The organism is Rhodanobacter sp. LX-99 (assembly GCF_018599185.1).
In the GTDB taxonomy this organism is placed as follows: Bacteria; Pseudomonadota; Gammaproteobacteria; order Xanthomonadales; family Rhodanobacteraceae; genus Rhodanobacter.
Genome location: NZ_JAHFVL010000001.1, coordinates 1,926,138 through 1,950,462 on the forward strand (window position 1 = coordinate 1,926,138; position 24,325 = coordinate 1,950,462).

Sequence of the window (24,325 nt, forward strand, 5' to 3'; positions counted from 1 at the left end):
GACGAGGCGATGAGGTGACGACGATGGACTGGAGCGCGCTGCTGCGCATGCCGATGACTGTGCTGCTGGTGCTGGCGGTGGTGTTCGGCCTGGCTACCCTGGTGCAGCTGGTGGCCCTGCGCCAGCGCCTGCACGGCGGCCGCCGGCTCGCCGCCTGCTGGCGTGCGCTGCTGTGCCTGGCCTGTTTCGCGCTGACCCTGCTGCTGGCCGGCACCGGCTACGCGCTGCGCGGCTATCGGCTGCTTGGCGAGGAGGCGCCAGTGGTCGAGATCGACGCACGCATCCTGTCGCCGCAGCGCTGGGCACTCACCCTCACCTGGCCCGACGGCAGCACGCGCCAGGTGCAGCTGGCCGGCGACGCCTGGCGCGTCGAGGCGATCGTGCTGAAGTGGAAGCTGCCCGCCCTGCTGGCCGGCGTGCCGCCGCTGTACCGGCTAGACCGTCTGTCCGGCCGCTACGACGATCCGGCGCAGGAGGCCGAGGCGCCGCGCACGGTGATCGGCTTCGGCGAAGCGGGCGCGTTCGACCTGCTCAACCTGAAAAAGCAGTACCCGCGCTGGGTGCCGGAAATCGACACCGTCTACGGCAGCGGCGCCTTCCTGCCGCTGGTCGACCAGGGCCACTACAGCGTCAGCCTGATGCGCACCGGCGCGCTGGTGGCGCGGCCAGACGAGGCGACCGAGCGAAGGATCGGGCAACCGCTCGGCGGTTGAGGCGGGCGATATTCACCCCAGCGTCTTCTCGTAGCGCCACGCGTCGGTTCCGTCCCCGTAATACCGCGCGTAGCGGCCGATGCGGCGGAAGCCGTGCCGCTCGTATAAACCGATCGCGGCGGCGTTGTCGGTGCGCACTTCCAGCCGCAGCGCGCGACTGCCGCGGCGACGGGCGGTCACCGCGGCCGTTTCCAGCAGGGCTGCGCCGACGCCCTGGCCGCGTGCCTCGGGTCGGGTCGCCAGCGAGTACAGGCGTGCGACGACGCTGCGCTTGCGGAAGAACAGCACGGCGCTGCCGAGGAAAAGGTGATGGTTGGCGCTGGCCACCAGCACCAGGGCGGAGTCGCTGTCCAGGTGGCGGCGGTATTGCGCGCGGCTCAGCCGGTCGCTGCTGAAGCTGCGCTGTTCCAGCGCCACCAGGTCGTCCAGGTCGGACGAGGCGGCGCGGCGCACGCGCAGGTGGGCGGGAGCGGGCGGCATGTCGGCGGATTCCGGTACGACACGGCGGGCGTGGTCGTGCGGCAGGGGCAGGGTAGTCGGCACGCGCGGACTCTAGCAGCCTGCGGGCGGATGATGTGTTTTCCATCCGCGGCGGGGCGTGGCGTGTCCCGTTCATTCGCGCTTCAGCGCTTTCCCTTGTGCCACGCTGGCGCTGTGCCAAACTGCGCGTTTTGCACATCCTGCCGCGCCCTGCGCAGGAGCAGTCCCGCCATCGCCGTATCGCCCGAGTGGTGCCATGACCCGTCTGGTCATCGTTGTCGAAAAAGCCTCCGACTGGAGTTCGTACTATCCATCCGTGGACGTGATGAGCGCGATGGACTACCTGCGCAAGCCGGTCGGTGGCGACGACGAACGCACCCATGTGATCAACCTGTGCCGCAGCTACAAGTACCTCGGCGCCGGCTACTACGTGTCGCTGCTGGCCGAGGCGCGCGGGCACAAGGTGATGCCGTCGGTGCGCACGGTGAACGACCTGCGCCGGCGCTCGTTGTACGGCGTGGACATCGACGACCTCAACCAGAAGCTGACCCACTTCCTGCCGGCCGGCGGCCGCGACACCACCGACTTCGGCATCCTGGTCTACTTCGGCGAGACCGCCTATCCGGCGTTGCAGGATCTGGCGCGGCAGGTATTCGAGACCTTTCCCTGCCCGCTGCTGCGGATCGAGTTCGAGCGCGACCGCGTGTGGCAGGTCAGCTCGATCAAGCCGGTCGGCCTGCACACGCTGGACGACGCGCAGGAAGACGCGTTCGCCGAGGAGCTCGACCGCTTCTCGCGCAAGCTGTGGCGCAAGCCGCGCGCGCGGCGCCAGTTCCGCTACGACGTGGCGATGCTGGTCGATCCGAAGGAGCAGATGCCGCCGTCGAACAAGAAGGCGCTGAAATCCTTCGTCGCCGCGGGCAAGGAGCTCGGCATCGAGGTCGACCCGATCGGCAAGAACGACTACCAGCGCCTGGCCGAGTACGACGGCCTGTTCATCCGCGAGACCACCGCCAGCGACAACCACACCTACCGCTTCGCCCACCGCGCGGAGAAGGAGGGCATGGTGGTGATCGACGACCCCAGCTCGATCCTGCGCTGCACCAACAAGATCTACCTCAACGACCTGATGGTCTCGCGCAAGCTGGCGGTGCCGCGCACCGAGATCCTCTACCGCGACGACAGCAAGGGCATGAAGGAAGTCGTCGCCAAGCTCGGCTTCCCGCTGGTGCTGAAGATCCCGGACGGCTCGTTCTCGCGCGGCGTGGTCAAGGTGGAAGACGAAGAGGCGCTGGCGCAGGCGGCCAGCGGGCTGTTCCAGCACAGCGCGCTGCTGCTGGCGCAGGAATACGTCTATACCGAATTCGACTGGCGCATCGGCGTGCTCAACCGCGAGCCGCTGTATGCATGCAAGTACTACATGTCGCGCGGCCACTGGCAGATCTACAACCACGGCGCCAAGGGTACCGCGAAATCCGGCGGCTTCGAGACCATCGCGGTGAAGGATGCGCCGGCCGAAGTGGTCAAGCTGGCGCTGAAGGCGACCCAACCGATCGGCGACGGCCTGTACGGGGTCGACCTGAAACGGGTCGGCAGCAAGCCGGTGGTGATCGAGGTCAACGACAACCCGTCGATCGACGCCGGCGTCGAGGACGCCCACCTGGGCGACGAGTTGTACCTGCGCATCATGCAGGAGTTCCTGCGCCGGATGGAGCGCAAGCGCCAGGGCGGCACCACCCACTGACTGGCTGGCGCCGCCCCCTGCGCGCCAGGGTCAATGCCAGGCCACGCCGCGAACCATGCGCCGGCGCGGCCGACACAGCGCCAGCAACCGCCGCGGCAGCGAAGGTTCCAGCGCCAGCAGCACGACCAGCGGCGCCCCGGCCAGCCAGAACGCCGGCGTCCAGCCGAGCAGGTCGGTATGCGCCGGCACCAGCGTGCTCAGCAGCAACGCGCCGCCGCCAAGCAGCCACAGCGCGGCGGCGCCGAGCAGGCGTCGATGGTGTGGGGAAGACAAGGCTGGCGTGCGCATGGGCGGTCTCCTCGGGGAAGTGACCGCAGATTGCCGTGCTCTCATCTCACCGATTGCGACGTGATGGCGGCTTGTAGAATGAAGCCAGCCAACCATCAGGGAATCCCCATGCCAGCCGCCCAGTTCGCCGTGTTCGGCCATCCGATCAGCCATTCGCTGTCGCCGCGGATCCACCAGGCGTTTGCGCGGCAGTTCGGCATCGAGCTGGAGTACCGCGCGATCGACGCGGAACCGGCGGGGTTTGCCGCGGCCGTGCAGCGCTTCTTCGCCGACGGCGGCCGCGGCGCGAACGTCACCCTGCCGCACAAGGCCGCGGCGTTTGCGCTGGCCGAGCAGCGCAGCACGGCGGCTACCCGCGCCGGCAGCGCCAACGTACTGACCGCGCTGGCCGACGGCCGGCTGGCCGCGCACAACACCGATGGCGACGGCCTGGTGCGCGACCTCACCGAGCGCCACAACGTGGACCTGCGCGGCCACACCGCCCTGCTGCTGGGCGCCGGCGGCGCCGCGCATGGCGTGGCCTGGAACCTGCTGGATGCCGGGGTGGAGACGCTGACCATCGTCAGCCGCACCGCCGAGACCGCCGATGCGCTGGCCGACGCGATCGGCGAACCGGCGCGCGCGCATACCCGCTACTGGTCCGACCTGGCCGACATCGGCAGCTACGACATGATCATCAACGCCACCTCGGCCGGCGTGCTCGGTGCGTCGCTGCAGCTGCCTCTCTCGCTGGTCGGTGCGCGCGCGCTGTGCTACGACCTGTCCTACGGCGCCGCCGCCAGCAGCTTCCTGAGTTGGGCGAAAACCGCGGGCGCGCGCTACGCGTTCGACGGCCTCGGCATGCTGGTGGAAACCGCTGCCGATGCGTTCGAGCTGTGGCATGGCCAGCGGCCGGACACCGAGCCGGTATATCAGGCGTTGCGCCGGCAATCCGCATGAACGCACTCGCTTGCCGCGCCGGCTGCGGGGCCTGCTGCATCGCCCCGTCGATCAGCTCGCCGATCCCCGGCATGCCCGATGGCAAGCCGGCCGGCACCCGCTGCGTGCAGCTCACCGACGACAACCGTTGCGCGATCTTCGGCCGCCCCGAGCGGCCCGCCGTGTGCGCCAGCCTGCGCGCCGAACCGGCGATGTGCGGCGCGGACCGCGCGCATGCGCTGGCCTGGCTGGGGCGGCTGGAAGCGGCCACGGCGACGCGTTGAAGCCGTGCCGCCACACGACTGAAACACCGCCCCGCTAACGTGGCGGAATCCGCCGGGAGTACGTCGATGACGGAGACTCCAGCGCGCGGCCGTCGTTTGCGCAGCAGGTGTCATGCCCCGTTTCCTTTCCGCCGTATCGCACCGATACGCGCTCGCCCTGCTCTGCCTGTCGCTGCTGGCCGCGGCCGGCGGCATTTTCCGGTACAGCCGGGCGGCCGCGAACACCGCGCCGAACGACGTCGCAGCGTCGTCCGCAGGATGGGCGGATGCGCCGGCCGATGATGCGCAAAGCGGCAGCGGCATCCTGCTCGGGCTGGCTCGCGATGCGATGCGCGAGGGTCGCCTGGTTGCGCCGGCCGGCAGCAACGCGTTCGAGTTCTACTTGAGCGTGCTGCAGCTGGATCCGGACAACAGGACGGCCAGCGAGGCCCTGCGCGAATCCTTCCCGCGCGCCGCGGACGAGATCGAGCGCACCATCAACCGCAGGGAGCTGGAGGAGGCGCGGCGCGAGATCGACCTGCTGCGCGAATTCGACCGCGACAACTTCACGCTGGCCCTGCTCGGCGGCAAGCTTTCCGCCGCGCGCAACATCGTGATGCGGCAGCACGAGGCCGAAGCCGAACGCATCCGCCAGGCGAACGCCGCGCGCGGCGCGGCGATGTGATCCCACGCCAGGGTCAGCGCAGCAGCGGCTCGACTTTCTTCAGCAACAGCGCAACCAGTTCCGGCTGCATGAACGTGTAGTCGTCGGGGATGTCCAGGCAAACCACCCGCTTGCCCTTGAGCCGCGTGCGGTGGCGTGCCTGCAACCGGCGGCGGTGGCTGGATTCCATCACCACGATCAGTTCGGCCCAGTCCAGCTGCTCGGCCGTCAGTGCCGTCTCTGCATCGTCGGCCAAGCCAGCCGAGTCGACTTCAAGGTTCGGCCAGGTGCCGAATACCTGCTCCGCCGTGGGACTGCGCAGGCGGTTGCGGCTGCACAGGAACAGCACGCGTCGCGGTGCCATCAGGCGGATGCCAGATACTCGTCTTTCAGGCGCACGTAGTGGTCGGCGGAGTAGTGCAGGTGCTCGATCTGGCGGTCGCTGAGCAGGCGCACGAACTTCGCCGGGTTGCCCAGCCACAGTTCGCGCTCGCCGACCACCTTGCCCGGCGGGATCAGCGCGCCGGCGCCGACGAAGCCGTACTTGTGCACCACCGCGCCGTCCAGCACGCTGGCGTGCATGCCGATCAGGCAGTAGTCGCCGATCGTGCAGGCGTGCACCACGGCGGCGTGGCCGATGGTGACGCCCTCGCCGATCAGGCATGGGAAGCCCGGACCGTACGGGCCGGCGTGGGCGACGTGCACGATGCTGCCGTCCTGGATGCTGGTTCTCGCGCCGACGCGGATGTGGTTGACGTCGCCGCGCAGCACCGCGCCCGGCCATATCGAGACGTCGTCGCCCAGCACCACGTCGCCGATCACGCTGGCGGCGGGGTCGACGTAGACGCGCTGGCCGAGGGTGGGCGCGATGCCCTTGAAGCTGCGCAGGGGGTTCATACGGGCATTCTAGCGGCGCGGCCGGGCCGTCACATCGTCATGCTTGATTTCGCCTTGCGCGATCGCCACGCTGATGGCCTGAAAAGGAGCGTTCATGAGTCACGACAACCCGCTGCTGGCCGACGACACCCTGCCGGCGTTCTCGCAGATCCTTCCTGAGCACGTTGCACCGGCGATCGACACGATCCTGGCCGACTACCGCGCCGGCATCGACGCGCTGGTCGCACCCGGCGCACCACGCGATTTCGCCACGGTGATGCTGACCCAGGAGCGGCTGGAGCAGCGCTTGGCGCGGGCCTGGGCGCCGGTGTCGCACCTGCATTCGGTGGCCGACGGCGAAGCCTTGCGCGCGGCGTATGGACCGGCCGAGGAGAAGCTCACCGAGCACGCGATCGAGCTGGGCCAGAACCGCGACCTGTACGCCGCGGTGCAGGCGCTGGCGGACGCGCCCGACTTCCCCACGCTGCCGCGCCCCGAACGCGCGCTGGTCGAGCATGCGCTGCGCGACTTCCGGCTGTCCGGCGTGGCGCTGGACGAGCCGGCGCGTTCGCGCTTCCGCGAGATCGGGGTGGAATTGTCGAAACTCTCCACCGAATTCTCCAATGCGGTGCTCGACGCCAGCGAGGCGTGGCACGAGCACGTCACCGACGAACGCGACCTCGCCGGCATCCCGGACTCCGGCCGCGCGGTGCTGCGCCAGTACGCTGCGGACCAGGGTCTGGACGGCTATCTGGTCACCCTGAAGCAACCCAGCGTGCAGGCGGTGCTGACCTACGCCGACAATCGCGGCCTGCGCGAGCGGGTGTACTGGGCCTACCAGACGCGCGCCTCCGACCAGGGTCCGAACGCGGGCAAGTTCGACAACAGCGCGCGCATCGAGCGGATCATGGCGCTGCGCCACGAGGCGGCGCAGCTGCTCGGCTTCGCCAACGCGGCGGAGGAATCGCTGGCGACCAAGATGGCCGCCTCGCCGACCGAAGTGATGGAATTCCTGCACGACCTGGCCGCGCGCGCGAAGCCGGTGGCGCAGCGCGAGCTGGCCGGGCTGCGCGAGTTCGCCCATGCCGAGCTGAAGCTCGACAACCTCGAGCCGTGGGACGTCGCCTATGCGTCGGAGAAACTGCGCCAGCGCGAATACGCGCTGGACGAGGAACAGCTGAAGCCGTACTTCCCGCTGCCGGCGGTGATCGACGGCCTGTTCGGTCTCACCACGCAGCTGTACGGCATCACCCTCGCCCCGCGCGACGGCGTCGACGTGTGGCATCCGCAGGTGCGCTACTACGACGTGCGCGACGCCGACGGCCGCGTGTTCGCCGGCGCCTATGTCGACCTGTACGCGCGCAACGGCAAGCGCGGCGGCGCGTGGATGGACGTCTGCCGCGCCCGCTTCGACGACGGCGGGCAACGGCAGTTGCCGGTGGCCTTCCTTACCTGCAACTTCGCGCCGCCCACCGAAGGCAAGCCGGCCCTGCTTACCCACGACGACGTGCTGACCTTGTTCCACGAATTCGGCCACGGCCTGCATCACCTGCTTACCGAGATCGCGCTGCCCTCGATCGGCGGCATCGACGGCGTCGAGTGGGACGCGGTGGAACTGCCCAGTCAGTTCATGGAGAACTTCGGCTGGAATCGCGAAGCGCTGGATCTGTTTGCCCGGCACTGGCAGACCGGCGAGCGGCTGCCGGACGGGTTGTTCGAACGCATGCTGGCCGCGCGGCATTTCCACGCCGGCCTGTTCCTGGTGCGCCAGCTGGAATTCGCCCTGTTCGATTTCCTGCTGCACCTGGAGTACGACCCGGCGCAGGGCGCCCGCCCGCTGGCGGTGCTGGAACAGGTACGCAAGCAGGTCGCCGTGATGCATCCGCCGGCGTGGCAGCGCTTCCCGCACGGCTTCAGCCACATCTTCGCCGGCGGTTACGCGGCCGGTTACTACAGCTACCTGTGGGCCGAGCTGCTCAGCGCCGACGCGTTCGGCGAGTTCGAGGAACATGGTGTGATCGATCGCGCCACCGGCGAGCGCTTCCGCCGCGAGTTCCTCGCGGTCGGCGCCAGCCGCCCGGCACTGGAAAGCTTCGTCGCCTTCCGTGGCCGCAAGCCGGATCCGGAGGCGCTGCTGCGCAGCCACGGGCTGGCCTGATCGCAGCGGGTCAGGCGGTGCCCGAGCCTGGGCACCATCAGGCTGCAGACGAAAAAAAGCCCGCCGAAGCGGGCTTTTCAGATTCGCTCAAATCCCGAAGGACTCAGGCAACCTGGACTTCCTCAGCCTGCAGGCCCTTCTGGCCCTTGGTGACGACGAACGTGACGCGCTGGCCTTCCTGCAGGGACTTGAAGCCCGTGCCCTGGATCGCGCGGAAATGCACGAACAGGTCGTCACCGCTTTCCGGGGTGATGAAGCCAAAACCTTTGGCGTCGTTGAACCACTTGACTGTACCGCTCTGACGATCCGACATGTAACATTACCTTTGAAGCATGGATGGTTTGCGGCTCGGAGCGAAGCGCACTTGACCGCAATAGAAGCAGGAAATCGGAGTTACCTCGGACTCTTGCTCGACCAGCATACACTGGAATACCGGGTTTCGGTGGGTTTTTTGCGCAAACTTCCGTGAGCCGGCCTGCCGGATCGGCCAAAAGTCCCTGTTTCCCGGCCTGAACCGCGGCCCGGCACCATTCCGGCTGGCAGCGCGGCGGCAGGTCCACGGTAGTGAGGCCTGCCGGGTCCAGTGGCTTTCCGGTCCACGGCAACCCCTGCCGGCGCTTCCCTTACAATGCCGCGATGAAGATCGCCTCGTGGAACGTCAATTCGCTGAAGGTGCGCCTGCCGCACCTGACCCAGTGGCTGGCCGACGCGCAGCCGGACGTGGTGGCGCTGCAGGAAACCAAGCTCGAAGACGCAAAGTTCCCGGTCGATGAGCTGGCCGCGGCGGGCTACCGCGCGGTGTATTCGGGCCAGAAGACCTACAACGGCGTGGCCATCCTGGCCCGTGCCGACGTCCATGACGGTTTCGGCGACATCGTCACCGACATCCCCGGCCTCGCCGATCCGCAGCGGCGGATCCTCGCTGCCACCATCGGCAACCTGCGCGTGGTTGACCTGTACGTGGTCAACGGCAAGGCGGTCGGCGACGAGAAGTACGCGTACAAGCTGGACTGGCTGGCCAGGGTGCGCGAATTCCTGGCACGCGAACAGGAGCGCCACCCCAACCTGGTCGTGCTGGGCGACTTCAACATCTGCCCGGACGATCGCGACGTCTACGATCCGGTCGCCTGGGGCGAGGACATCCTGTGCTCGCCGCCGGAACGCGCCGGACTCAAGGCGATCACCGACCTCGGCCTGCACGACAGCTTCCGGCTGTTCCAGCCGGAGGCCGGACACTACAGCTGGTGGGACTACCGGCAGGCCGCGTTCCGTCGCAACATGGGCCTGCGCATCGACCTGATCCTGATCGGCGAAGCATTGAAATCCGCCGCCACGGCGGCGGCAATCGACCGCGAACCGCGTCGCTGGGAACGCCCTTCCGACCATGCGCCGGTGACGCTGGAACTGGATATCTGAAGTAATGACCGCAAAAACCGAATGGCCCAGCTCGCTGGACGACAACGAACTGGACGAGCTGGACCGCTACCTGCGTGCGCACACCGGCGAAGGCGACCTGCTGCTGGACGGCGTGCACGGCCTGCTCAGCGCGCTGGCGGTCGGCCCGCTGCTGGTGCTGCCGGACGAATGGCTGCCCGAAGTGCTGCACGAACCGTTCGCCGACGAGGACGAAGGCAACCGCGTGCTGGCGCTGCTGGCCAAGCTCAACGATTCGATCGTCGCCGAGCTCGAGGTCGACGCCTACGAGCCGATCCTCGGCGAAGTCGAGATGGAAGGCGGCCCGATGCTGTCCGCCGCCGGCTGGTGCGAAGGCTTCAGCCGCGGCATCGACCTGCGCGCCGGGCTGTGGGAAGGCCGCCTGGCCGAGGACCCGCAGCTGATGGAGCTGCTCGGCCCGGTGATGGCGCTGGCGGTGGACGAAGGCATCCTCAGCGCGGACACCGAATTCGAGAAGCTCAGCGACGACGAATACGACGAGTGCCTGGCGCAGGTGCCGGCGGTGCTCGGCGCGGTGAACCAGTATTGGCAGGCCAAGCCCGCCACCGAGGCCGAAGTCGAAGCGATGGTGCGTCAGCAGCAGCCCGACACCGGCGACGACGGCAACCCGCCGCGCCAGCGCAGCGGACACTGGGTGCATTGAGGCAAAGGCCAGCGTTGCGCCGTTGAAACAATCCGTTCCTGCCCGGGTGCTTGGATAAGCGGGCGAACAGGGCCATCTTGGCTGCCAGTCACCTCTTATCCGGAGTACGCCATGAGCGATCGCCACATCACCCGCCGCATCCGCGGCATGGACACGTCCGACGGCGCCGGCGTGAAGCTGAAGCGCGTGATCGGCCAGCCCGGGCTGGACATGCTCGACCCGTTCCTGCTGCTGGACGAGTTCCGCTCCGACAGCGCCGGCGACTACATCGCCGGCTTCCCGGAGCATCCGCATCGCGGCTTCGAGACGGTCACCTACATGCTGGCCGGGCACATGCAGCACCAGGACAACCACGGCAACCGCGGCGACCTCACGCCGGGCAGCGTGCAGTGGATGACCGCCGGCCGCGGCATCCTGCATTCGGAAATGCCGCAGCAGGAAAACGGCCTGATGTGGGGCTTCCAGCTGTGGGTGAACCTGCCGGCGGCCGACAAGATGACCGCGCCGCGCTACCAGGACATCGGCCCCGAGCGGATTCCGGTGGTGCAGCCGGCCGCAGGCGTCGAGGTGAAGGTGATCGCCGGCGAACTGGCCGGCGCCACCGGCCCGGTCGAGGGCATCGTCACCGCACCGGTGTATCTGGACATCGCCCTGCAGCCGGGTGCGCAGTTCACGCTGGATCTTCCCGCCGGGCATCACGGCTTCGCCTACGTGTTCGACGGCGAGTCGGCCCTGGTCGGCGGCGAGCAGCTGCAGCGCAGCGAGCTGGGCGTGCTGTCCGAAGGCGAACAGTTGCAGCTGGCCGGCGGCGACAAGCCCTCGCGCCTGCTGGTGGTCGCCGGTAAGCCGCTGAACGAAAGCGTGGCGCGCTACGGGCCGTTCGTGATGAACACGCCCGAGCAGATCCACGAAGCGATCGCCGACTTCCGCGCCGGCAAGTTCTAATCATGGAAGCCGCTCAGCCCTTCACGCTGCCCAGCAGCAGTCCCTGCAGGTAGTAGCGCTGCAGCGACAGGAACAGCAGCAGCACCGGCAGCACGGTGACCACCGAGCCGGCCATCATCAGTTCGCTGTCCTGCGCGTGCTCGCGCGCCAGCGAGGCCAGCCCGATCGGCAAGGTGTAGTGCTCCTGCCCGGTCAGCACGATCAGCGGCCACATGAAGTCGTTCCAGGCGGCGAGGAAGCTGAAGATCGCCAGCGTCACGATGATCGGCTTCAGCAGCGGCAGCACGATCTGCGCGAAGATGCGCCACTCGCCGGCGCCGTCGATGCGTGCGGCCTCCAGCAGTTCGTCGGGGATGCCGCGCGCGTACTGGCGCACCAGGAAGATGCCGAACACGGTGGCCAGCGCCGGCGCGACCACGCCGGCGTAGCTGTTGACCAGACCCATGTACTTCAGCAGCAGGAACAGCGGCAGCATCGCCACCTGGGCGGGGATCACCAGCGCGCCGAGCAGCGCCTGGAACAGCCGCTCGCGGCCGGCGAAGCGCAGCTTGGCGAAGGCGTAGCCGGCCATCAGGTTGAACACCAGCGACAGCGCGGTGATCGCGCCGGCCACCAGCACGCTGTTGAGCAGGTAGCGGCCCATGCCGGCGCGCACGAACAGCTCGCGGTAATTCGCCCAGCTCGGGTGCTTCGGCAGCAGCGGCGGCGGCAGCGCGCTGGCCTCGCCCGGCGCCATGAACGACACCGACAACATCCACAGCAGCGGGAACAGCGCGACCAGCGTGCCGCCGATCAGCAGGCCGTTGATGATCGCCTTCATCAGCCGCGGGCTCATGCCGGCCCTCCATCAGGATGCTCGCCGCGCCGCGACAGCTTCACCATCAGCACGGTCACCGCGAACATGAGCAGGAACAGCAGGAACGCCACCGCCGAGGCGGAGCCCAGGTTCCACCACTTGAAGCCCTCGTCGTACATCAGGTACAGCACGCTCACCGTGCTCTGCAGCGGGCCGCCCTCGGTCATCACGTAGGGTTCGGCGAACAGCTGGAAGTAACCGGAGACGGTAAGAATCGCCACCATCAGCAGGGTCGGTTTCAGCATCGGCAGGGTGATGTGGCGGAACTGCCGCCAGCTTGATGCGCCATCGATGCGCGCGGCCTCGTACAGGTTCGGCGGAATCGCCTGCAGCCCGGCCAGGAAGATGATCATGTTGTAGCCGAAGTTCTTCCACACCGCGAACAGGATGATCGTCGGCATCGCCCAGCGCGGATCGCCCAGCCAGTCGATCGGGTGGATGCCGAGCAGGTCCAGCACGTAGTTCGCCATGCCGTACTTGGTGTTGAACAGGTAACGCCAGATCACCGCCACCGCCACCACCGTGGTCACCACCGGCGCGAACAGCGCGGTGCGGAACAGCGGCTTGCAGCGCGCCAGCGGCGAGTTGAGCAGCAGCGCCGCGCCGAGCGAAGCGCCCATCGACAACGGCACGCCCACCGCCACGAAATACACGGTGTGGCCCAGTGCGGACCAGAACAGCGGCCGGTGCAGCAGCTCCCAGTAATTGCCGAAGCCGACGAAGCGCAGGTTGCGGATGTCGGCCAGCGCGTAGAGGTCGTAGTCGGTGAGGCTGAGGATGAGTGCGGCCAGCACCGGCAGCAGGAAGAACACGCCCAGCACCACGAGTGCCGGGGCGAGGAACAGCCAGGCGCTGCGCGGCGAATTCATGGCGTGTGTTCCCGGGCAGGGTCGGGCTGCGCATGGTCGAGCACCCAGCGGCGCTTGGCCAGGATGGTGTCGGCACGCCGATCGATCTCGGCGGCGGCCTGGTCGATGGTCAGCCGGCCGGCGATCGCCTCGGCGGCGACCAGCTGCATCTCGTTGGCGATGCGCTCCCACTCCGGCACCGGCGGGGTCGGCTTCACCTGTTCCAGCTGCTCGCGGAAGGCGCGCGCCTTCGGATCGTCGCGCAGCGCGCCGCCCTCCCACGAACTGCGCCGCGGCGGCATGTCGCCGAGCAGCTCGTAGAACTGCTGCTGCACCGCCGGCTGCGACAGGTATTCGATCAGCTGCCAGGCGGCGTCCTTGTGCTTCGAGGCGCGGAAGATCACCAGGCTGGAGCCGCCGGCCGCGCCGATGCCGGCGCCGGTCGGGCCGGGCAGCGGCGCGGTGGCCCAGTCGTCCTGCTGGGTAGCAGGCAGGCGTGTGCGGAACTCGCCGATGTTCCACGGCCCGGACAGGTAGAACGCGTACACGCCGCGGCCGAATTCCGTCCACGGGTTGCCGGCCTCGACGTTGGTGATTGCCGGCGCCTGCTTCAGTTTGAACGTATCGACGTAGAAGCCCAGCGCGCGCTTGAAGCCGGCGCTCTCGAAGTTGCCGTAGCGGCCGCCGTCGCGCAGCAGCGGCTCGGGCTGTTGCAGCGCCAGCGACATCAGCTGCTCGTACTCGTTGGTCGGCAGCAGGATGCCGTAGCGGTGCTGCGCCGGATCGCTCAGCGCGGCGAGCTGGCTCCGCCACTGGGCCCAGGTGCGCGGCGGGGCGTCGAAGCCGGCCTTCTTCAGCAGGTCCTTGCGGTAGAACAGCAGCCGCGTGTCGACGTACCACGGCACGCCGTACAGCGTGCCGTCGATCACGTTGGTGGCCCAGATGCTGGCGAAGTAGTCGTCCGCTCGCACCACGCCGGAGTGGTCCACGCGCGCCTGCAGCGGTTCCAGTGCATGCAGCGCCACCAGCTCGGGCAGCCAGGTGTTGCCGAGCTGGCTGAGGTCGGGGGTGGAACCGCCGGCGAACGCGGTGAGCAGCTTCTGGTGCGCCGCGGTCAGCGGCAGCTGCTGCACGTTCACGCGGATGTCCGGGTGCGCATGCTCGAACGCCGGCAGCAGCTGCATGATCGCCTCGCCTTCGCGGCCGATCGCCCAGAACGTGAGCTCGTGCCCCGCCGGCGTGGGCGCGCAACTGCCGAGCAGCGCGCCGCTCACGGCGATCGCGGCCAGCCACAGGCCGCGCCGCGATCGCCGTGGGCGCGCACCGTGCGTCATTTTTCCGGTGTCCTCGTGAGCCAGCCACCTTCGAAGCCGGCGCGCTCGAGTCCCTTGCGGATGTACGGATTCTTCTTCATCACGTTCCACACGAAGCCGCTGCGCCAGTTCTCGATCATCAGCACGATCGGGCCCTGGTCGATGCCCAGTTGCAGAGTGTCGACCCAACCCAGGCCGGGTACCAGTCTGCCGGTGCGCAGCGTGGTAGGAGTGTGGAAGCTGAGGTTGAACGCGTCGACGAAGCCGTAGTCGCCGTAGATGTATTTGCCGTAGCGCTGCTTCATGGTTTCCAGCGCGGGCACCACGATCTCCGGCGCGAACGCGATCGAGCCGGCGGCGGCGGTCGGCGCGATGGTGCCGTCGTCGGAGATGTAATCGAGTCCCACGCCGCGCGCGGTATAGCCGTGGAACGTGCGATCGCCCTCGGCACTCTTCACGACCAGGCCGCCGGGCCCGTTGCTGGCGGTGAGGCCCCACACGTTGGCGCCGTAGCCGGTCCAGTGGCCGGGGTTGGCGATCGCGTAGCTGCGCTGCGCATAGGTGGCGCGGCGGCTGTTCTCGAAGTAATCGAGATCGTGCTCGCGGCTCCAGGCGTCGCGGATGCCGCGGAAGTCGACCCAGCCCTGGCTGTACTGGTGGCCGAACAGCGGCGCGAAATTGAGGAAGGTCTGGCCCTGGAAGCTGCCCCAGGTCAGGTGGTTGGTGGATAGCCACGCCGTCCAGGCCTCCGGCCCGACCGGATGGGTCGGCGAGCCGAGCGCGAGGATGTACACCAGCATGCCTTCGTTGTAGCCCTTCCAGTCGGCCGGGATGAACTTGCCGCCCGGCGTCCAGCCCATGCTGATCAGCGGTTTGCGCGGCTGCATCCAGGGCCAGTCGACGCGGCGGTAGATCGTGTCGGCGAGCTGGCGGATCTCGGTCTCCTGCGGCGTATCGCGGTCGTAGTACGACTGCGCGAACAGCACGCCGCCGAGCAGCAGGGTGGTGTCCACGCTGGACAGTTCGACGTAGCGCATCGCGCGCCGGCCGGTCTTCATGTCGAGGAAGTGGTAGAAGAAGCCGTGATAGCCGGCGGCATCGTCCTCGCTGTCGTTCTGCGGCGCAGCGGCGAAGAAGCGCAAGGTCGCCAGGGTGCGCGCCGCCGCCTGCGCGCGCGTGATGTAGCCGCGCTCGACACCCACGCCATAGGCGGTCAGCCCGAAGCCGACCGCGGCGATCGAGGAAAACGACTGGCCCGGATACGAGTCGGGCACCAGCCCGGTCTGCGGATCCGCACTTTGCCAGAACCAGTCGAAGGTACGCCGTTCGAGGTCGTCGACCAGCGCCTGCTGCTGTGCGGGCAGGGCGGCGTAGCCGAGGGCCGGCGACCGCGCGGCGACCGGGGTTTGCCAGCCGGCGCCGAACGCCAGCAGGGCAGAGAAGGCAACGGCGTGCAGGATCCGGGAAAACTTGGACATGCTGGGGCACTCTTTGTTTGCGGGAAGCGTCTTGCGTGGCCGGGCAGCGGGCACCGGCCCGAGGGAAGAACGGTCAGGCCACCAGCGCGGGTGCCATGCAGCAACGGTCGATGAATGCCTGGTGCGGCGGCATCACGTCGACGCAGCTGGCTACTACACGACCGACGCTGGCCATGAACTCGGCCAGTTCCGCGTCCGGCATCTGGTCGACCAGCGGATGGTAGCTCTGCGGCATGATGTGCTGCCCCAGCATCACCTGCACCCAACTGACTACTGCGAACATTTCCTCACCGTCGCGGAAGAAGCGGCCGCTGTCGCGGAACAGGCGGATGTTGTCCGCCAGCTGCGGCGGGATCGACATCGTGCGGCACTGGTTCCAGAACGGCGTGTCGTCGCGCTCGGTGGCGTGGTAATGCAGGATCAGGAAATCGCGGATGTGCTCGTATTCGAAGCGCGACTGCGCGTTGTAGCGCTCGATCAGCACCGGACTGAAATCGCGCTGCGGGAACAGGTTGAGCAGGCGCGCGATACCGGACTGGATCATGTAGATGCTGGTCGATTCCAGCGGCTCCATGAAGCCGCCGGCCAGGCCCAGCGCGACCACGTTGCGGTTCCATGCCTGCCGGCGAACACCGGTGGTGAAGCGCAGCAGCCGCGGCTCGCCCATCGGCTTGCCGTCGAGATGGCCGAGCAGGGTGGCGGCCGCTTCGTCGTCGCTGACGTTGGCGCTGGAATAGACATAGCCGTTGCCGGTGCGATGCTGCAGCGGGATGCGCCACTGCCAGCCGGCCGGCCGTGCCGAGGCGCGGGTGTACGGCGTCGGCGGCCCCACCTTCTCGCAGGCCACCGCCAGCGCGCGGTCGCACGGCAACCAGTGACTGAAGTCGAGGTAGCCGGTGTGCAACGCCTGCTCGATCAGCAGGCCGCGGAAACCGGAGCAGTCGATGAACAGCTCGCCCTCGATGCGCTCGCCGCTTTCCAGCACGATCGCCTCGACGAAGCCGCTGTCGGGATGCAGCACGGTCCGTGCGACCTTGCCTTCGGTGCGGCGCACGCCGCGTTGTTCGGCGTAACCACGCAAAAAGCGCGCGTACCTTCCGGCGTCGAAGTGATACGCATAGGCAACGTTCGCCAGCGGCGAGCCCGGCGGCGCATCGCTTGCCGACGGCATGAAGCGACCACGCGGCGCGGCCACCGTGTTCAGCGAGTACGTGCCGATATCCTGCGCCTTGCCTGCCCGGTGCGCCTTGATCCAGTACTGGTGGAACGGCAGCAGGCCGACATCATGGCCGATCGTGCCGAAGCCGTGCACGTAACTGTCGCCGAGCCGGCCCCAATCGTTGAATTGCACGCCAAGCTTGAACGTGCCCTGCGTGTTCTTCACGAACTCGACGTCGTCGATGCCGAGCAGGTTGTTGAACAGCTTTAGGTGCGGCACCGTGCCCTCGCCGACGCCGACGGTGCCGATCTCCTCGGACTCGACCAGCCGGATCGAATAGTCGGCGCCAAGCACCTTGGCGAAGGCGGCTGCCGCCATCCAACCGGCGGTGCCGCCGCCGACGATGACGATGTTCCTGATGCGCGAATCAGTCATGCGGAACCTGTGACAGGGTCGGATGAAAAAGCAAAGCCCGCGAGGGGAGCGGGCTTTGCGGTGCTGCCTCTATCGCCGCCTCGGTGCGATCGAGTGTGGCATCAGAACCTCATGCCCACGGTGAACTTGATCGTGCGTGGCACGAAGGTGATGTTGCCAGTCGGGTTGTACATCGCGGGGTTGTCGTTCGGCACGCCGTTGGAACCCCAGTTGACCAGGATGTCCTTGTAGTTCCTGAAGTTGAAGGCGTTGAGCAGATCGAAGCGGCCATAGAGCTTGATGCCGTGGCCGAAGTCGAAGTCCTTGGTTGCCTGGAAGTCGACGTCGCGATAACCGAACACCTTGCCGCCGACGAGGAACTTGCCGTTGCCACCCGGTGTGGCCGCCGCCGGGGTGCAACCGCTGCCGTTTGGAAAGGTCGCGCCGTAGCAGGCAATCCCGTTGAACGGGATCGGCGTGGCGAGGGTCAGCTTGGCCGACAGCGTGATACCCCACGGGATATCGATCACGCCGGTGGCGACGAAGCGGTGCCTGGCGGCGGCGTTGGAGTCGATGAACGGATACTGGTGGATCGTCGCCTCGTCGAACGAGTAGTGCTCGTTGATGTCGCGGTTCTGCGTCGCCCGGGTATAGGTATAGGCGAACGTGGTGCCCCAGCCGGATTCCCTCGTATAAGGCTTGTCGGCCGACAGCAGCAGTTGGGTGGTGCGTGTCTCGATGCCGTTGTTGCCGATGATCAAGCCGCCGAAGCCGGGCACGCCGTTGCCCCAGGGCTGGCTGCCGTTCTTGAAGAACGAACCGTCCGGGTAGCGGTTGCCCAGGGTGAACACGAAGCCGTCGTGGCTGAGGACGCGCGCGACCGCGACGCTCGTGTTCCAGTCGCCGATCTTGTTGCGCATGCCCAGACTGAACTGGTCGGAATACGGCGCCTTCAGGTGGTTGTTGATCGCGTCCACCTCCTGGCCGGTGTTGCTGGAGGCGACCAGCGCCTGCAGTGCGGCGAGGTTGTTCTGGTACTTCGGATCCCAGGCGAAGCAGGGTGAGCTGTTGTTGTGGCAAAGCCCGGTGGCGGGATCCTGGAAATACACGGTGAGCTGCGGCAGCGAGGCCTTGGTCTGCTCCACCTGCAGGTAGTCGTACAGGTCGCGATCGTAGGCGCGGCCGGCGCCGCCGAAGATCACGTGCTGCTCGTCGGCGTTGAGGTCGTAGGAGAAGCCCAGTCGCGGCTGGATCTCACCCTTGTATGCCTTGCGGTTGTGACCGTTGCTGATGTAGTCGTTGACGTCCACGCCACCCAGCGCGAGAGCCTGGGCGTATGTCTGCCCGGGCGGTGCGCTCGGGTCGGGGTTCGGGCTGTTGAGCGCGGCGATCACGTTGGCTGGCGTGACGTAGTCGAGATAGGACGGGTTTTTCTCGTAGTCCCAGCGCACGCCGAGGTTCAGCGTGAGCTTGTCGTTGACCGCCCAGTCGTCCTGGATGTAGGTGCCGAACTGCTTGTCGCTCGACCTGGCCACCGGGCTCAGGCCTGCCACCGGGTTCGGGAAGAACACCTTGTACGGCGTCGCTGCGGTGCCGGTCGGGTCGACGTTGTAGGTGAACTGCGGGTTGCTGTTGCCGGCGTCCTGCGCGTTCAGGTCCACCTTCTTGTACTTCACGCCCATCTTGATGACGTGGTCGCCGTGCCATTCGAAGTCGTTGAAGGTCAGGTCATCCTGGATCGCGGGACCCTTCTGGCCCTTCTTCTGCGTCGCCAGTGCATTCGCCGAGCCGGTGATCAGGATGGTCGCGTCCTGCTGCGGCGCCCAGGTGTAGACCGCGCCGTCGGCGAATTGCAGCGGCGTCGGGTTGTTGTACGCGTTCTCATGGGTGAACAGCAATTCGTTGAAGTACGAGTCGCCGCTGTGCTGCCAGCGTGCCGCGATGCGTGTGTCACGGTTGATCGTGTCGATGCCGGCGGAGGTGGCGGTGGCGCCGCCGATGTTGTCGTACTGGTCCTCCTTGCGCAGTTGACCACTCAACTCGAAGCGGTCGCGGTCGGTCGGCTCCCAGTCGATCTTGCCGAAGTAGAGATCTTCCTTGAACGGCAGGTCGGCAGGACCCAGTTGCGCGGAGGCGCTGGCCGGCAGGAATCCGGCGGTATCGGTGACACCCGGTGTCACCGTGATCGGCGTGTCGAACTTCTTCGCCTCGTAGGTGAAGAAGAAATGCATCTTGTCCTGGATGATCGGTCCACCGATCGCGAAGCCGTACTCCTTCTCGTGCGACTTGGTCTTCTTGCCCGCATCATTCTCCGAAGGCGTGCGCGCGCGCAGCGAGTCGTTGGTGTAGGTGCCGAACACTTCGCCGTGGAACTCGTTGGTGCCGGACTTGGTGTCGGCGGTGATCGCAGCGCTGGAGATCTGGTCGTACTCGGCCTTGTAGTTCGACGTGATCACCTTGTACTCGCCGATCGCCAGCTGCGGGAACGGGTTGCCCTGGCTGGAGAACTGGCCGCTGACGCCGCCTTCCTTGACGTAGCTCTTCTGGCCGACGCCGTCGATGTAGACGTTGACCGAGCTGTTGTTCTGCGCACCGCCGCGCAGCGAGGTATGGCCCTTCTCGTCGAGGCTGAACACCATGCCCGGCACGGTGTCGGCGAACTCCAGGAAGTTGCGCGAGACCTGCGGGATCGTGTTGATCTGGTGCAGCGAGATCGTCGAACCGACTTCGGACGTCTTTACTTCCGTCAACGTGGCTGCGCTGACGGTAACGCCGGAAAGCGTGGTCGCGGCCTGTTCCGACGGCGCCGCTGTTGCAGGCTGCAGATCGAGCGTCGCGGTCGAGGCGACCGTCAGCGTGACCGTGCGTTCGGTGCCTGGTCCGGCGTCGACCCGGTAAGTGCCCGGCGGCAGGCCGACCAGGGTATAGCCGCCATCCGCGCCCGCCGTGGCCCGCCGGATGGTGCCGGTGGCAACGTTGCGCGCGGTGACCGTGGCGCTGGCCGGAGCCTTGCCGCGCAGATTCGCGTTGGCGGACTGCGCCCACGAGACCATCGGGGCGCCGGCCACCGCGATCACCGCGGTACTGATGAGACTGGCGAGCAGCTTCTTTCTGAGTTGCATTGGTGTTTTCATGCTTTCCCTCCCATACCGGATGACCGATTCCCCGAATCGAAAACCTTGCCTTTTGCTGCCGTAGGCTGCTGCGCCGCGCCGCAGGTCTCGCGGGTGACGATCTCGCAGTCGAGCGTATGTGCGGATGCCGCGTCCGGGCGGGGTTCCTCCAGCATCGCCGCCAGCTGTTCGAGCGCGCTGCGGCCCAGATCGACGATGCGCACGCGCACCGTGCTGAGCGGCGGCATGACGTAGCGCGCGATCGGAATGTCGTCGAAGCCGGCCAGCGCGATCTCGCGCGGCACGTCCACGCCGGCTTCCTTGAAGGCGTACAGGCAGCCCACGGCCATCATGTCGTTGGCGGCGAACACGGCGTTGGGCCGCGGCTTGCGTGCGAGCAGCTGCTGCCCGGCGCGATAGCCGGACTCCTCGTTGAAATCGCCCGCCACCACGTCCAGCGGTGCGTGCGGGGCGTACTTCGCCATCGCCGCGCGGTAACCGAGCTCGCGCTGCTGCGCGTCGAAGTTGCCGGCGGGGCCGGCGATGAAGGTCACGTTGGAGTGGCCCGCCTCCAGCAGATGCCGCACCATCGCGTAGGCGCCGCCGTAGTTGTCGATGTTGAGCACCGCGTACGACTTGCTCTTCACCGCGCTGTTGAGCAGCACGGCCGGCACGCTGGCGGGAAGGTTGGCGCGCAGGAACGCGGCATCGACGTGCCCGGACAGGATCAGCATGCCGTCGACGCGGCCCTGCATCGCGCGCAGCGCAGCGGCGGCATCCTCGGCGCCGTCGTGCGAGCTGGAGACCAGCAGGTGCAGGCCGCGCGCACGCGCGGCCAGGTCGATGCCGCGGATCAGTTCGGAAAAGAACTCGCCGTGCAGGTCCGGCAGCAGCGCGCCGATCGTGTGCGTGCGCCGGGTGATCAGGCTGCGCGCGCCGGCGTGCGGCACGTAGCTCAGGCGCGTGGCGACGTCACGGATGCGTTGGCTGGTGGCCGCGGTGACGCCGCTGCCTCCATTCAGCGCACGCGACACCGAGGCCACGGAAACCCCGGCCTCACGCGCCACGTCTTTGATCGTCACTGTTGCCATGCGAGTTGCCCCGAGTACCGAACTCCATTGCGGCGACAACGTAATCGTTTTCATGAAGCGTTGTAAAGCATCTGCTAACAAGGCTTCTGCTGCGCTGCGGAAGGTTTATGCAAACGTTTTCATGAGTGGACTGGACAAGTGGCTGGCCGAGCGGGAAACGCGTGATCGGATCGGACCAATCGCGTTATGGCAATGCAGCATGCGTGGGATGAGGCGGATGTCGGGTCGGAACGAATGAACGGCATTTGTGGACGGCGTCGCAGTTCTGGTCGTTTTTGCCTATTGTTAAAAATTTCTTCCTGCCGTTAAATCAGGGTTAATCTATGTCCACTCAGTCGGCTGTATCCTCAAGTTGCTGCGGTAGCGAAGAAACATTCATCAAGTAGCTGATTTGCATACCATGATCCTGCTGTCGACCCTGCTGCTCCTGTCCGTGCTGATCATCAGCGCGGTCAGGCGCGTGCCGGCCGGGCAGGTTTACAGCCTGTACCGCCGCGGCAAGCTGGTGCGCGTGCTGCAGTCGGGTACGCATCTGGTGCTGCCGCTGCTTGACCGGGTTGCACACAAGATCAACCTGGCCGGCCAGACCCTGCGTTTCGAGGAGCCGCTGGCCGAAGCGCACGACGTGCGCGGCACGGTGTACTGGCAGGTGCTGGAGCCGGAGCGGGCCGATGCGGTATTCGAGCAGGTCGATCAGCTGATCCGCCGCGGCGCCCAGGAAGCCTTGCGCAACGAGCCGGCGGCCGATCGCGCCGATCGCCGCGATCTCGGCGTGCGGGTGAAGCAGGCTTTGAACAGCGCGCTGCGCGAGCGCGGCATGATGGTGACCCGAGTCGACCTCGACGTCGCCTGAGCATGGATGTTTGCGCCAGGGCGCCCGAGAGCGCCCGCGCCGCAGGGGATTTGCAAGCCTTCGACCCGCCTCGGCGGGTTTTCTTTTGTTGGCAAGGCCGGTCGCGCCGCGGATACTTTGCGCTCCACGCCTCTAGAGTGACCCGATGACCACGCGCGACGCCCTGCAGGCACGACTCGAACAAGGCATCGCCACGCTGGGGCTGCAACTGCCGGCCGACGCGGTGCCGCGGCTGCTCGACTACCAGGCCCTGCTGCAGCGCTGGAACGCGACCTACAACCTCACGGCGGTGCGCGATCCGGCGGAAATGGTCACCCGCCACCTGCTCGATTCGCTGGCGATCCTGCCGTACGTGCAGGGCCGGACCCTGGCCGACCTGGGCACCGGTCCCGGCCTGCCCGGCATCGTGCTGGCGATCGCCGCGCCGGGGCGGGAGATCCTGCTGGTCGATTCCAATGGCAAGAAGGTGCGCTTCCTGCGCGAGGCGATCCGCGCGCTGAAACTCGACGGCGTGCGCGCGCTGCAGTCGCGAGTGGAAGACGTCGAGGGCCAGTACGACTGCGTCACCGCGCGCGCGTTCGCCAGCCTCGCCGACATGCTCGGCTGGGGCGGCCACCTGCTGGCGCCGGACGGGATATGGCTGGCGATGAAGGGCAAGCGGCCGGACGACGAGTTGCCGGGCATTCCGGCCGGTTTCGAGCTGCGCGGCACGCACGAACTGGCGGTGCCGGGGCTGCCGGCGGAGCGGCATTTGCTGGTGCTGGGGCGCGCTTGAGTCAGGCGTCGACTGAGCTGGAACGGTGAATCCTTTTTCACCGTTCGCCCCCGGATCAAGTCCGAGGCAGGCTCTGAGCGTAGTCGCGCAGCGGCGCAGTCGAAGGAGCTCTGCCTGCGCCGGGGTCAACGCCCTCCGGTGCCCGCCTGGCGCACGAGCGTCTCGAACGCCGCAGCGATCTGCGCGTCGGTGAAGTTGCAGTGGCCGTCACCGATCGGCGCGAGGACAGTCAGCAGCTTGCCGTTACCCGCCGCATGCACCTGGTCGGGATAGACGGGATGGAATCGCGACGGGATGGTTTGATCGAAGGCGTTCCACTGCATCACCAGCGGCACGTCGATACGGCCGGTCAAGGTGACGTTGCGCTGGGCATAGGCCATGGCGGCGGGCGAGCCGGCATAGCGATGCACCTGGCGGTTGAAGGCAGCATCGTCGCCGAAGCCGTGATAGACGGTCTTGCGGTTGTCCACCGGCATGCCGCCGGCACGCTGCTCGAATTCACGCAACAGCATGTAGTAGAGCGCCAGTGACGGCAGCGTTTCCGGGGTTTCCTGCAGACGTTTTTCCAGCAAGGCGGCCTGCTGCGGGTGCGCTTGCAGCGCCTTGGCGAACACGGCGGGAGGAATGGACGGTGGCGAGTCGGCAGCGGCCAGGTTCGGCAGGACACCGGGAATCAGCGTGTCGAAGGCCACCAGTGGTGCGACGACGGCGCGCGACAGGAGTTCGGGCGTCGAGACGGTCGCGCCGCACATGACCAGCGCACCGGTGTAGGCGTGCCGGTAGCGCTCGATGCTTGCCACGGTCTCCAGGCCACCCAGCGAGAAGCCGTAAATCCAGGTGTGGGCAGGACGGGTGAAGGTGCGAGTGAAATGTTGGCGAAGACGTTCGTTGTCGACGACGGCATCGCCCACAGCCCAGCCTTGCGACGCGAATTGGCTCTGCGCCACGGCATAGCCCTGCTTGAGAAAAATGGATGTGGCGTCGGCTGGCTTCATCGGCGTCGGCTGTGGCGCGCCCGCAGGCTGGTAGCCGTGCATCAGCATGACCAGGTCGCCGTTCCAGTCTGTCGGGATATCGATGCGGTAGAGAGCGCCCCGCAGCGTGCCGGTGTGGGCGACGGGCTTCAGATCAGTAGCGTATGCAGGCAATGAGCAGATGCCGATCCAGGCCGCCAACACAAGCGAAACGTTGATCAGTCGAAAGGCATCGCAGCGCGGTGCTGTACGTTTCATGTCATCACTCCTGGGGGAAAGCCAGTGTCGCGGTGATCAACTGGGC

At 67.3% G+C, this 24,325-nt stretch carries 24 protein-coding genes; 11 read left to right on the top strand and 13 right to left on the bottom strand.

The annotated features are described in order from the left end of the window. Positions 1-23: 23 nt before the first annotated feature. Positions 24-713 (top strand): hypothetical protein, encoded by a 690-nt coding sequence (locus KK131_RS08870; RefSeq protein WP_214556697.1) that lies wholly within the window; start codon positions 24-26, stop codon positions 711-713. A 12-nt stretch (positions 714-725) separates the two neighbouring features. Here KK131_RS08870 and KK131_RS08875 read toward each other — a convergent pair whose 3' ends face one another. Further along, positions 726-1,193 (bottom strand): GNAT family N-acetyltransferase, encoded by a 468-nt coding sequence (locus KK131_RS08875; protein ID WP_250887441.1) that lies wholly within the window; start codon positions 1,191-1,193, stop codon positions 726-728. A gap of 256 nt (positions 1,194-1,449) precedes the next feature. Between KK131_RS08875 and KK131_RS08880 the strand changes: the two genes are divergently transcribed. Continuing rightward, entirely contained in the window at positions 1,450-2,937 is a 1,488-nt protein-coding gene (locus KK131_RS08880; protein ID WP_214556291.1) for a RimK family protein, read from the top strand. Between the two features lie 30 nt (positions 2,938-2,967). Here the strand turns inward: KK131_RS08880 and KK131_RS08885 are convergent, their stop codons facing one another. Continuing rightward, the gene (locus KK131_RS08885; protein WP_214556292.1) at positions 2,968-3,225 is read right to left on the bottom strand and encodes a hypothetical protein; all 258 of its coding nucleotides are present in this window, start codon (positions 3,223-3,225) and stop codon (positions 2,968-2,970) included. 108 nt (positions 3,226-3,333) lie between these two features. Between KK131_RS08885 and aroE the strand changes: the two genes are divergently transcribed. The 3 genes from aroE (at position 3,334) to KK131_RS08900 (ending at position 5,091) form a co-directional block, all read left to right on the top strand. Next, positions 3,334-4,164: a shikimate dehydrogenase gene (gene aroE, locus KK131_RS08890; protein ID WP_214556293.1), complete on the top strand. Its 831-nt coding sequence runs from the start codon at positions 3,334-3,336 to the stop codon at positions 4,162-4,164. Continuing rightward, positions 4,161-4,427 (top strand): YkgJ family cysteine cluster protein, encoded by a 267-nt coding sequence (locus KK131_RS08895; RefSeq protein WP_214556294.1) that lies wholly within the window; start codon positions 4,161-4,163, stop codon positions 4,425-4,427. The genes aroE and KK131_RS08895 overlap by 4 nt, the downstream gene beginning before the upstream one ends. A gap of 112 nt (positions 4,428-4,539) precedes the next feature. Next, entirely contained in the window at positions 4,540-5,091 is a 552-nt protein-coding gene (locus KK131_RS08900; protein WP_214556295.1) for an energy transducer TonB, read from the top strand. 13 nt (positions 5,092-5,104) lie between these two features. Here the strand turns inward: KK131_RS08900 and KK131_RS08905 are convergent, their stop codons facing one another. Further along, positions 5,105-5,434, bottom strand: a complete 330-nt coding sequence (locus tag KK131_RS08905) for a low molecular weight protein tyrosine phosphatase family protein (protein WP_214556296.1) — start codon at positions 5,432-5,434, stop codon at positions 5,105-5,107. Further along, entirely contained in the window at positions 5,434-5,967 is a 534-nt protein-coding gene (locus KK131_RS08910) for a gamma carbonic anhydrase family protein (protein WP_214556297.1), read from the bottom strand. Before KK131_RS08910 ends, KK131_RS08905 begins: the two co-directional genes overlap by 1 nt. Positions 5,968-6,061: 94 nt before the next feature. Between KK131_RS08910 and KK131_RS08915 the strand changes: the two genes are divergently transcribed. Further along, the gene (locus KK131_RS08915; protein WP_214556298.1) at positions 6,062-8,104 is read left to right on the top strand and encodes a M3 family metallopeptidase; all 2,043 of its coding nucleotides are present in this window, start codon (positions 6,062-6,064) and stop codon (positions 8,102-8,104) included. 103 nt (positions 8,105-8,207) lie between these two features. On the opposite strand, the gene KK131_RS08920 is transcribed toward KK131_RS08915, so the two are convergent. Beyond that, a complete protein-coding gene (locus KK131_RS08920; RefSeq protein WP_007809889.1) occupies positions 8,208-8,417 on the bottom strand; it encodes a cold-shock protein in 210 nt (69 codons plus the stop codon). Positions 8,418-8,740: 323 nt separating this feature from the next. Between KK131_RS08920 and xth the strand changes: the two genes are divergently transcribed. From xth to KK131_RS08935, 3 genes are all read left to right on the top strand, one after another. Next, entirely contained in the window at positions 8,741-9,520 is a 780-nt protein-coding gene (gene xth / locus KK131_RS08925; protein WP_214556299.1) for an exodeoxyribonuclease III, read from the top strand. Between the two features lie 4 nt (positions 9,521-9,524). Continuing rightward, entirely contained in the window at positions 9,525-10,202 is a 678-nt protein-coding gene (locus KK131_RS08930) for a YecA family protein (protein ID WP_214556300.1), read from the top strand. 111 nt (positions 10,203-10,313) lie between these two features. After that, on the top strand, positions 10,314-11,147 hold the full coding sequence (locus KK131_RS08935) for a pirin family protein (protein WP_214556301.1): 834 nt from the start codon (positions 10,314-10,316) through the stop codon (positions 11,145-11,147). A 13-nt stretch (positions 11,148-11,160) separates the two neighbouring features. Here KK131_RS08935 and KK131_RS08940 read toward each other — a convergent pair whose 3' ends face one another. From KK131_RS08940 to KK131_RS08970, 7 genes are all read right to left on the bottom strand, one after another. Continuing rightward, positions 11,161-11,982 carry a carbohydrate ABC transporter permease gene (locus tag KK131_RS08940; RefSeq protein WP_214556302.1) on the bottom strand — a complete coding sequence of 274 codons (822 nt, stop codon included), beginning with the start codon at positions 11,980-11,982 and terminating at the stop codon, positions 11,161-11,163. After that, a complete protein-coding gene (locus KK131_RS08945) occupies positions 11,979-12,872 on the bottom strand; it encodes a sugar ABC transporter permease (RefSeq protein WP_214556303.1) in 894 nt (297 codons plus the stop codon). The genes KK131_RS08940 and KK131_RS08945 overlap by 4 nt, the downstream gene beginning before the upstream one ends. Next, on the bottom strand, positions 12,869-14,185 hold the full coding sequence (locus KK131_RS08950; RefSeq protein ID WP_214556304.1) for a sugar ABC transporter substrate-binding protein: 1,317 nt from the start codon (positions 14,183-14,185) through the stop codon (positions 12,869-12,871). Before KK131_RS08950 ends, KK131_RS08945 begins: the two co-directional genes overlap by 4 nt. Beyond that, a complete protein-coding gene (locus KK131_RS08955) occupies positions 14,182-15,642 on the bottom strand; it encodes a glucoamylase family protein (RefSeq protein WP_214556305.1) in 1,461 nt (486 codons plus the stop codon). Before KK131_RS08955 ends, KK131_RS08950 begins: the two co-directional genes overlap by 4 nt. A 73-nt stretch (positions 15,643-15,715) precedes the next feature. Further along, positions 15,716-17,236 (bottom strand): tryptophan halogenase family protein, encoded by a 1,521-nt coding sequence (locus tag KK131_RS08960; RefSeq protein WP_214556306.1) that lies wholly within the window; start codon positions 17,234-17,236, stop codon positions 15,716-15,718. Positions 17,237-17,337: 101 nt separating this feature from the next. Next, a complete protein-coding gene (locus KK131_RS08965) occupies positions 17,338-20,349 on the bottom strand; it encodes a TonB-dependent receptor (RefSeq protein ID WP_214556307.1) in 3,012 nt (1,003 codons plus the stop codon). Beyond that, positions 20,346-21,419, bottom strand: a complete 1,074-nt coding sequence (locus KK131_RS08970) for a LacI family DNA-binding transcriptional regulator (RefSeq protein WP_214556308.1) — start codon at positions 21,417-21,419, stop codon at positions 20,346-20,348. The genes KK131_RS08965 and KK131_RS08970 overlap by 4 nt, the downstream gene beginning before the upstream one ends. A 400-nt stretch (positions 21,420-21,819) precedes the next feature. Here KK131_RS08970 and KK131_RS08975 point away from each other — a divergent pair, with 400 nt between their 5' ends. Continuing rightward, positions 21,820-22,272 carry an SPFH domain-containing protein gene (locus tag KK131_RS08975; RefSeq protein WP_214556309.1) on the top strand — a complete coding sequence of 151 codons (453 nt, stop codon included), beginning with the start codon at positions 21,820-21,822 and terminating at the stop codon, positions 22,270-22,272. A gap of 145 nt (positions 22,273-22,417) precedes the next feature. Then, on the top strand, positions 22,418-23,047 hold the full coding sequence (gene rsmG / locus KK131_RS08980; RefSeq protein WP_214556310.1) for a 16S rRNA (guanine(527)-N(7))-methyltransferase RsmG: 630 nt from the start codon (positions 22,418-22,420) through the stop codon (positions 23,045-23,047). 125 nt (positions 23,048-23,172) lie between these two features. Here the strand turns inward: rsmG and KK131_RS08985 are convergent, their stop codons facing one another. After that, on the bottom strand, positions 23,173-24,279 hold the full coding sequence (locus KK131_RS08985) for a hypothetical protein (protein WP_214556311.1): 1,107 nt from the start codon (positions 24,277-24,279) through the stop codon (positions 23,173-23,175). Positions 24,280-24,325 lie beyond the last annotated feature (46 nt).

Coding starts and splice junctions, on each gene's coding strand:
- KK131_RS08870 (WP_214556697.1), top strand. CDS start 24: ATGGACTGGAGCGCGCTGCTGCGCATGCCGATGACTGTGCTGCTGGTG.
- KK131_RS08875 (WP_250887441.1), bottom strand. CDS start 1,193: ATGCCGCCCGCTCCCGCCCACCTGCGCGTGCGCCGCGCCGCCTCGTCC.
- KK131_RS08880 (WP_214556291.1), top strand. CDS start 1,450: ATGACCCGTCTGGTCATCGTTGTCGAAAAAGCCTCCGACTGGAGTTCG.
- KK131_RS08885 (WP_214556292.1), bottom strand. CDS start 3,225: ATGCGCACGCCAGCCTTGTCTTCCCCACACCATCGACGCCTGCTCGGC.
- aroE (WP_214556293.1), top strand. CDS start 3,334: ATGCCAGCCGCCCAGTTCGCCGTGTTCGGCCATCCGATCAGCCATTCG.
- KK131_RS08895 (WP_214556294.1), top strand. CDS start 4,161: ATGAACGCACTCGCTTGCCGCGCCGGCTGCGGGGCCTGCTGCATCGCC.
- KK131_RS08900 (WP_214556295.1), top strand. CDS start 4,540: ATGCCCCGTTTCCTTTCCGCCGTATCGCACCGATACGCGCTCGCCCTG.
- KK131_RS08905 (WP_214556296.1), bottom strand. CDS start 5,434: ATGGCACCGCGACGCGTGCTGTTCCTGTGCAGCCGCAACCGCCTGCGC.
- KK131_RS08910 (WP_214556297.1), bottom strand. CDS start 5,967: ATGAACCCCCTGCGCAGCTTCAAGGGCATCGCGCCCACCCTCGGCCAG.
- KK131_RS08915 (WP_214556298.1), top strand. CDS start 6,062: ATGAGTCACGACAACCCGCTGCTGGCCGACGACACCCTGCCGGCGTTC.
- KK131_RS08920 (WP_007809889.1), bottom strand. CDS start 8,417: ATGTCGGATCGTCAGAGCGGTACAGTCAAGTGGTTCAACGACGCCAAA.
- xth (WP_214556299.1), top strand. CDS start 8,741: ATGAAGATCGCCTCGTGGAACGTCAATTCGCTGAAGGTGCGCCTGCCG.
- KK131_RS08930 (WP_214556300.1), top strand. CDS start 9,525: ATGACCGCAAAAACCGAATGGCCCAGCTCGCTGGACGACAACGAACTG.
- KK131_RS08935 (WP_214556301.1), top strand. CDS start 10,314: ATGAGCGATCGCCACATCACCCGCCGCATCCGCGGCATGGACACGTCC.
- KK131_RS08940 (WP_214556302.1), bottom strand. CDS start 11,982: ATGAGCCCGCGGCTGATGAAGGCGATCATCAACGGCCTGCTGATCGGC.
- KK131_RS08945 (WP_214556303.1), bottom strand. CDS start 12,872: ATGAATTCGCCGCGCAGCGCCTGGCTGTTCCTCGCCCCGGCACTCGTG.
- KK131_RS08950 (WP_214556304.1), bottom strand. CDS start 14,185: ATGACGCACGGTGCGCGCCCACGGCGATCGCGGCGCGGCCTGTGGCTG.
- KK131_RS08955 (WP_214556305.1), bottom strand. CDS start 15,642: ATGTCCAAGTTTTCCCGGATCCTGCACGCCGTTGCCTTCTCTGCCCTG.
- KK131_RS08960 (WP_214556306.1), bottom strand. CDS start 17,236: ATGACTGATTCGCGCATCAGGAACATCGTCATCGTCGGCGGCGGCACC.
- KK131_RS08965 (WP_214556307.1), bottom strand. CDS start 20,349: ATGAAAACACCAATGCAACTCAGAAAGAAGCTGCTCGCCAGTCTCATC.
- KK131_RS08970 (WP_214556308.1), bottom strand. CDS start 21,419: ATGGCAACAGTGACGATCAAAGACGTGGCGCGTGAGGCCGGGGTTTCC.
- KK131_RS08975 (WP_214556309.1), top strand. CDS start 21,820: ATGATCCTGCTGTCGACCCTGCTGCTCCTGTCCGTGCTGATCATCAGC.
- rsmG (WP_214556310.1), top strand. CDS start 22,418: ATGACCACGCGCGACGCCCTGCAGGCACGACTCGAACAAGGCATCGCC.
- KK131_RS08985 (WP_214556311.1), bottom strand. CDS start 24,279: ATGAAACGTACAGCACCGCGCTGCGATGCCTTTCGACTGATCAACGTT.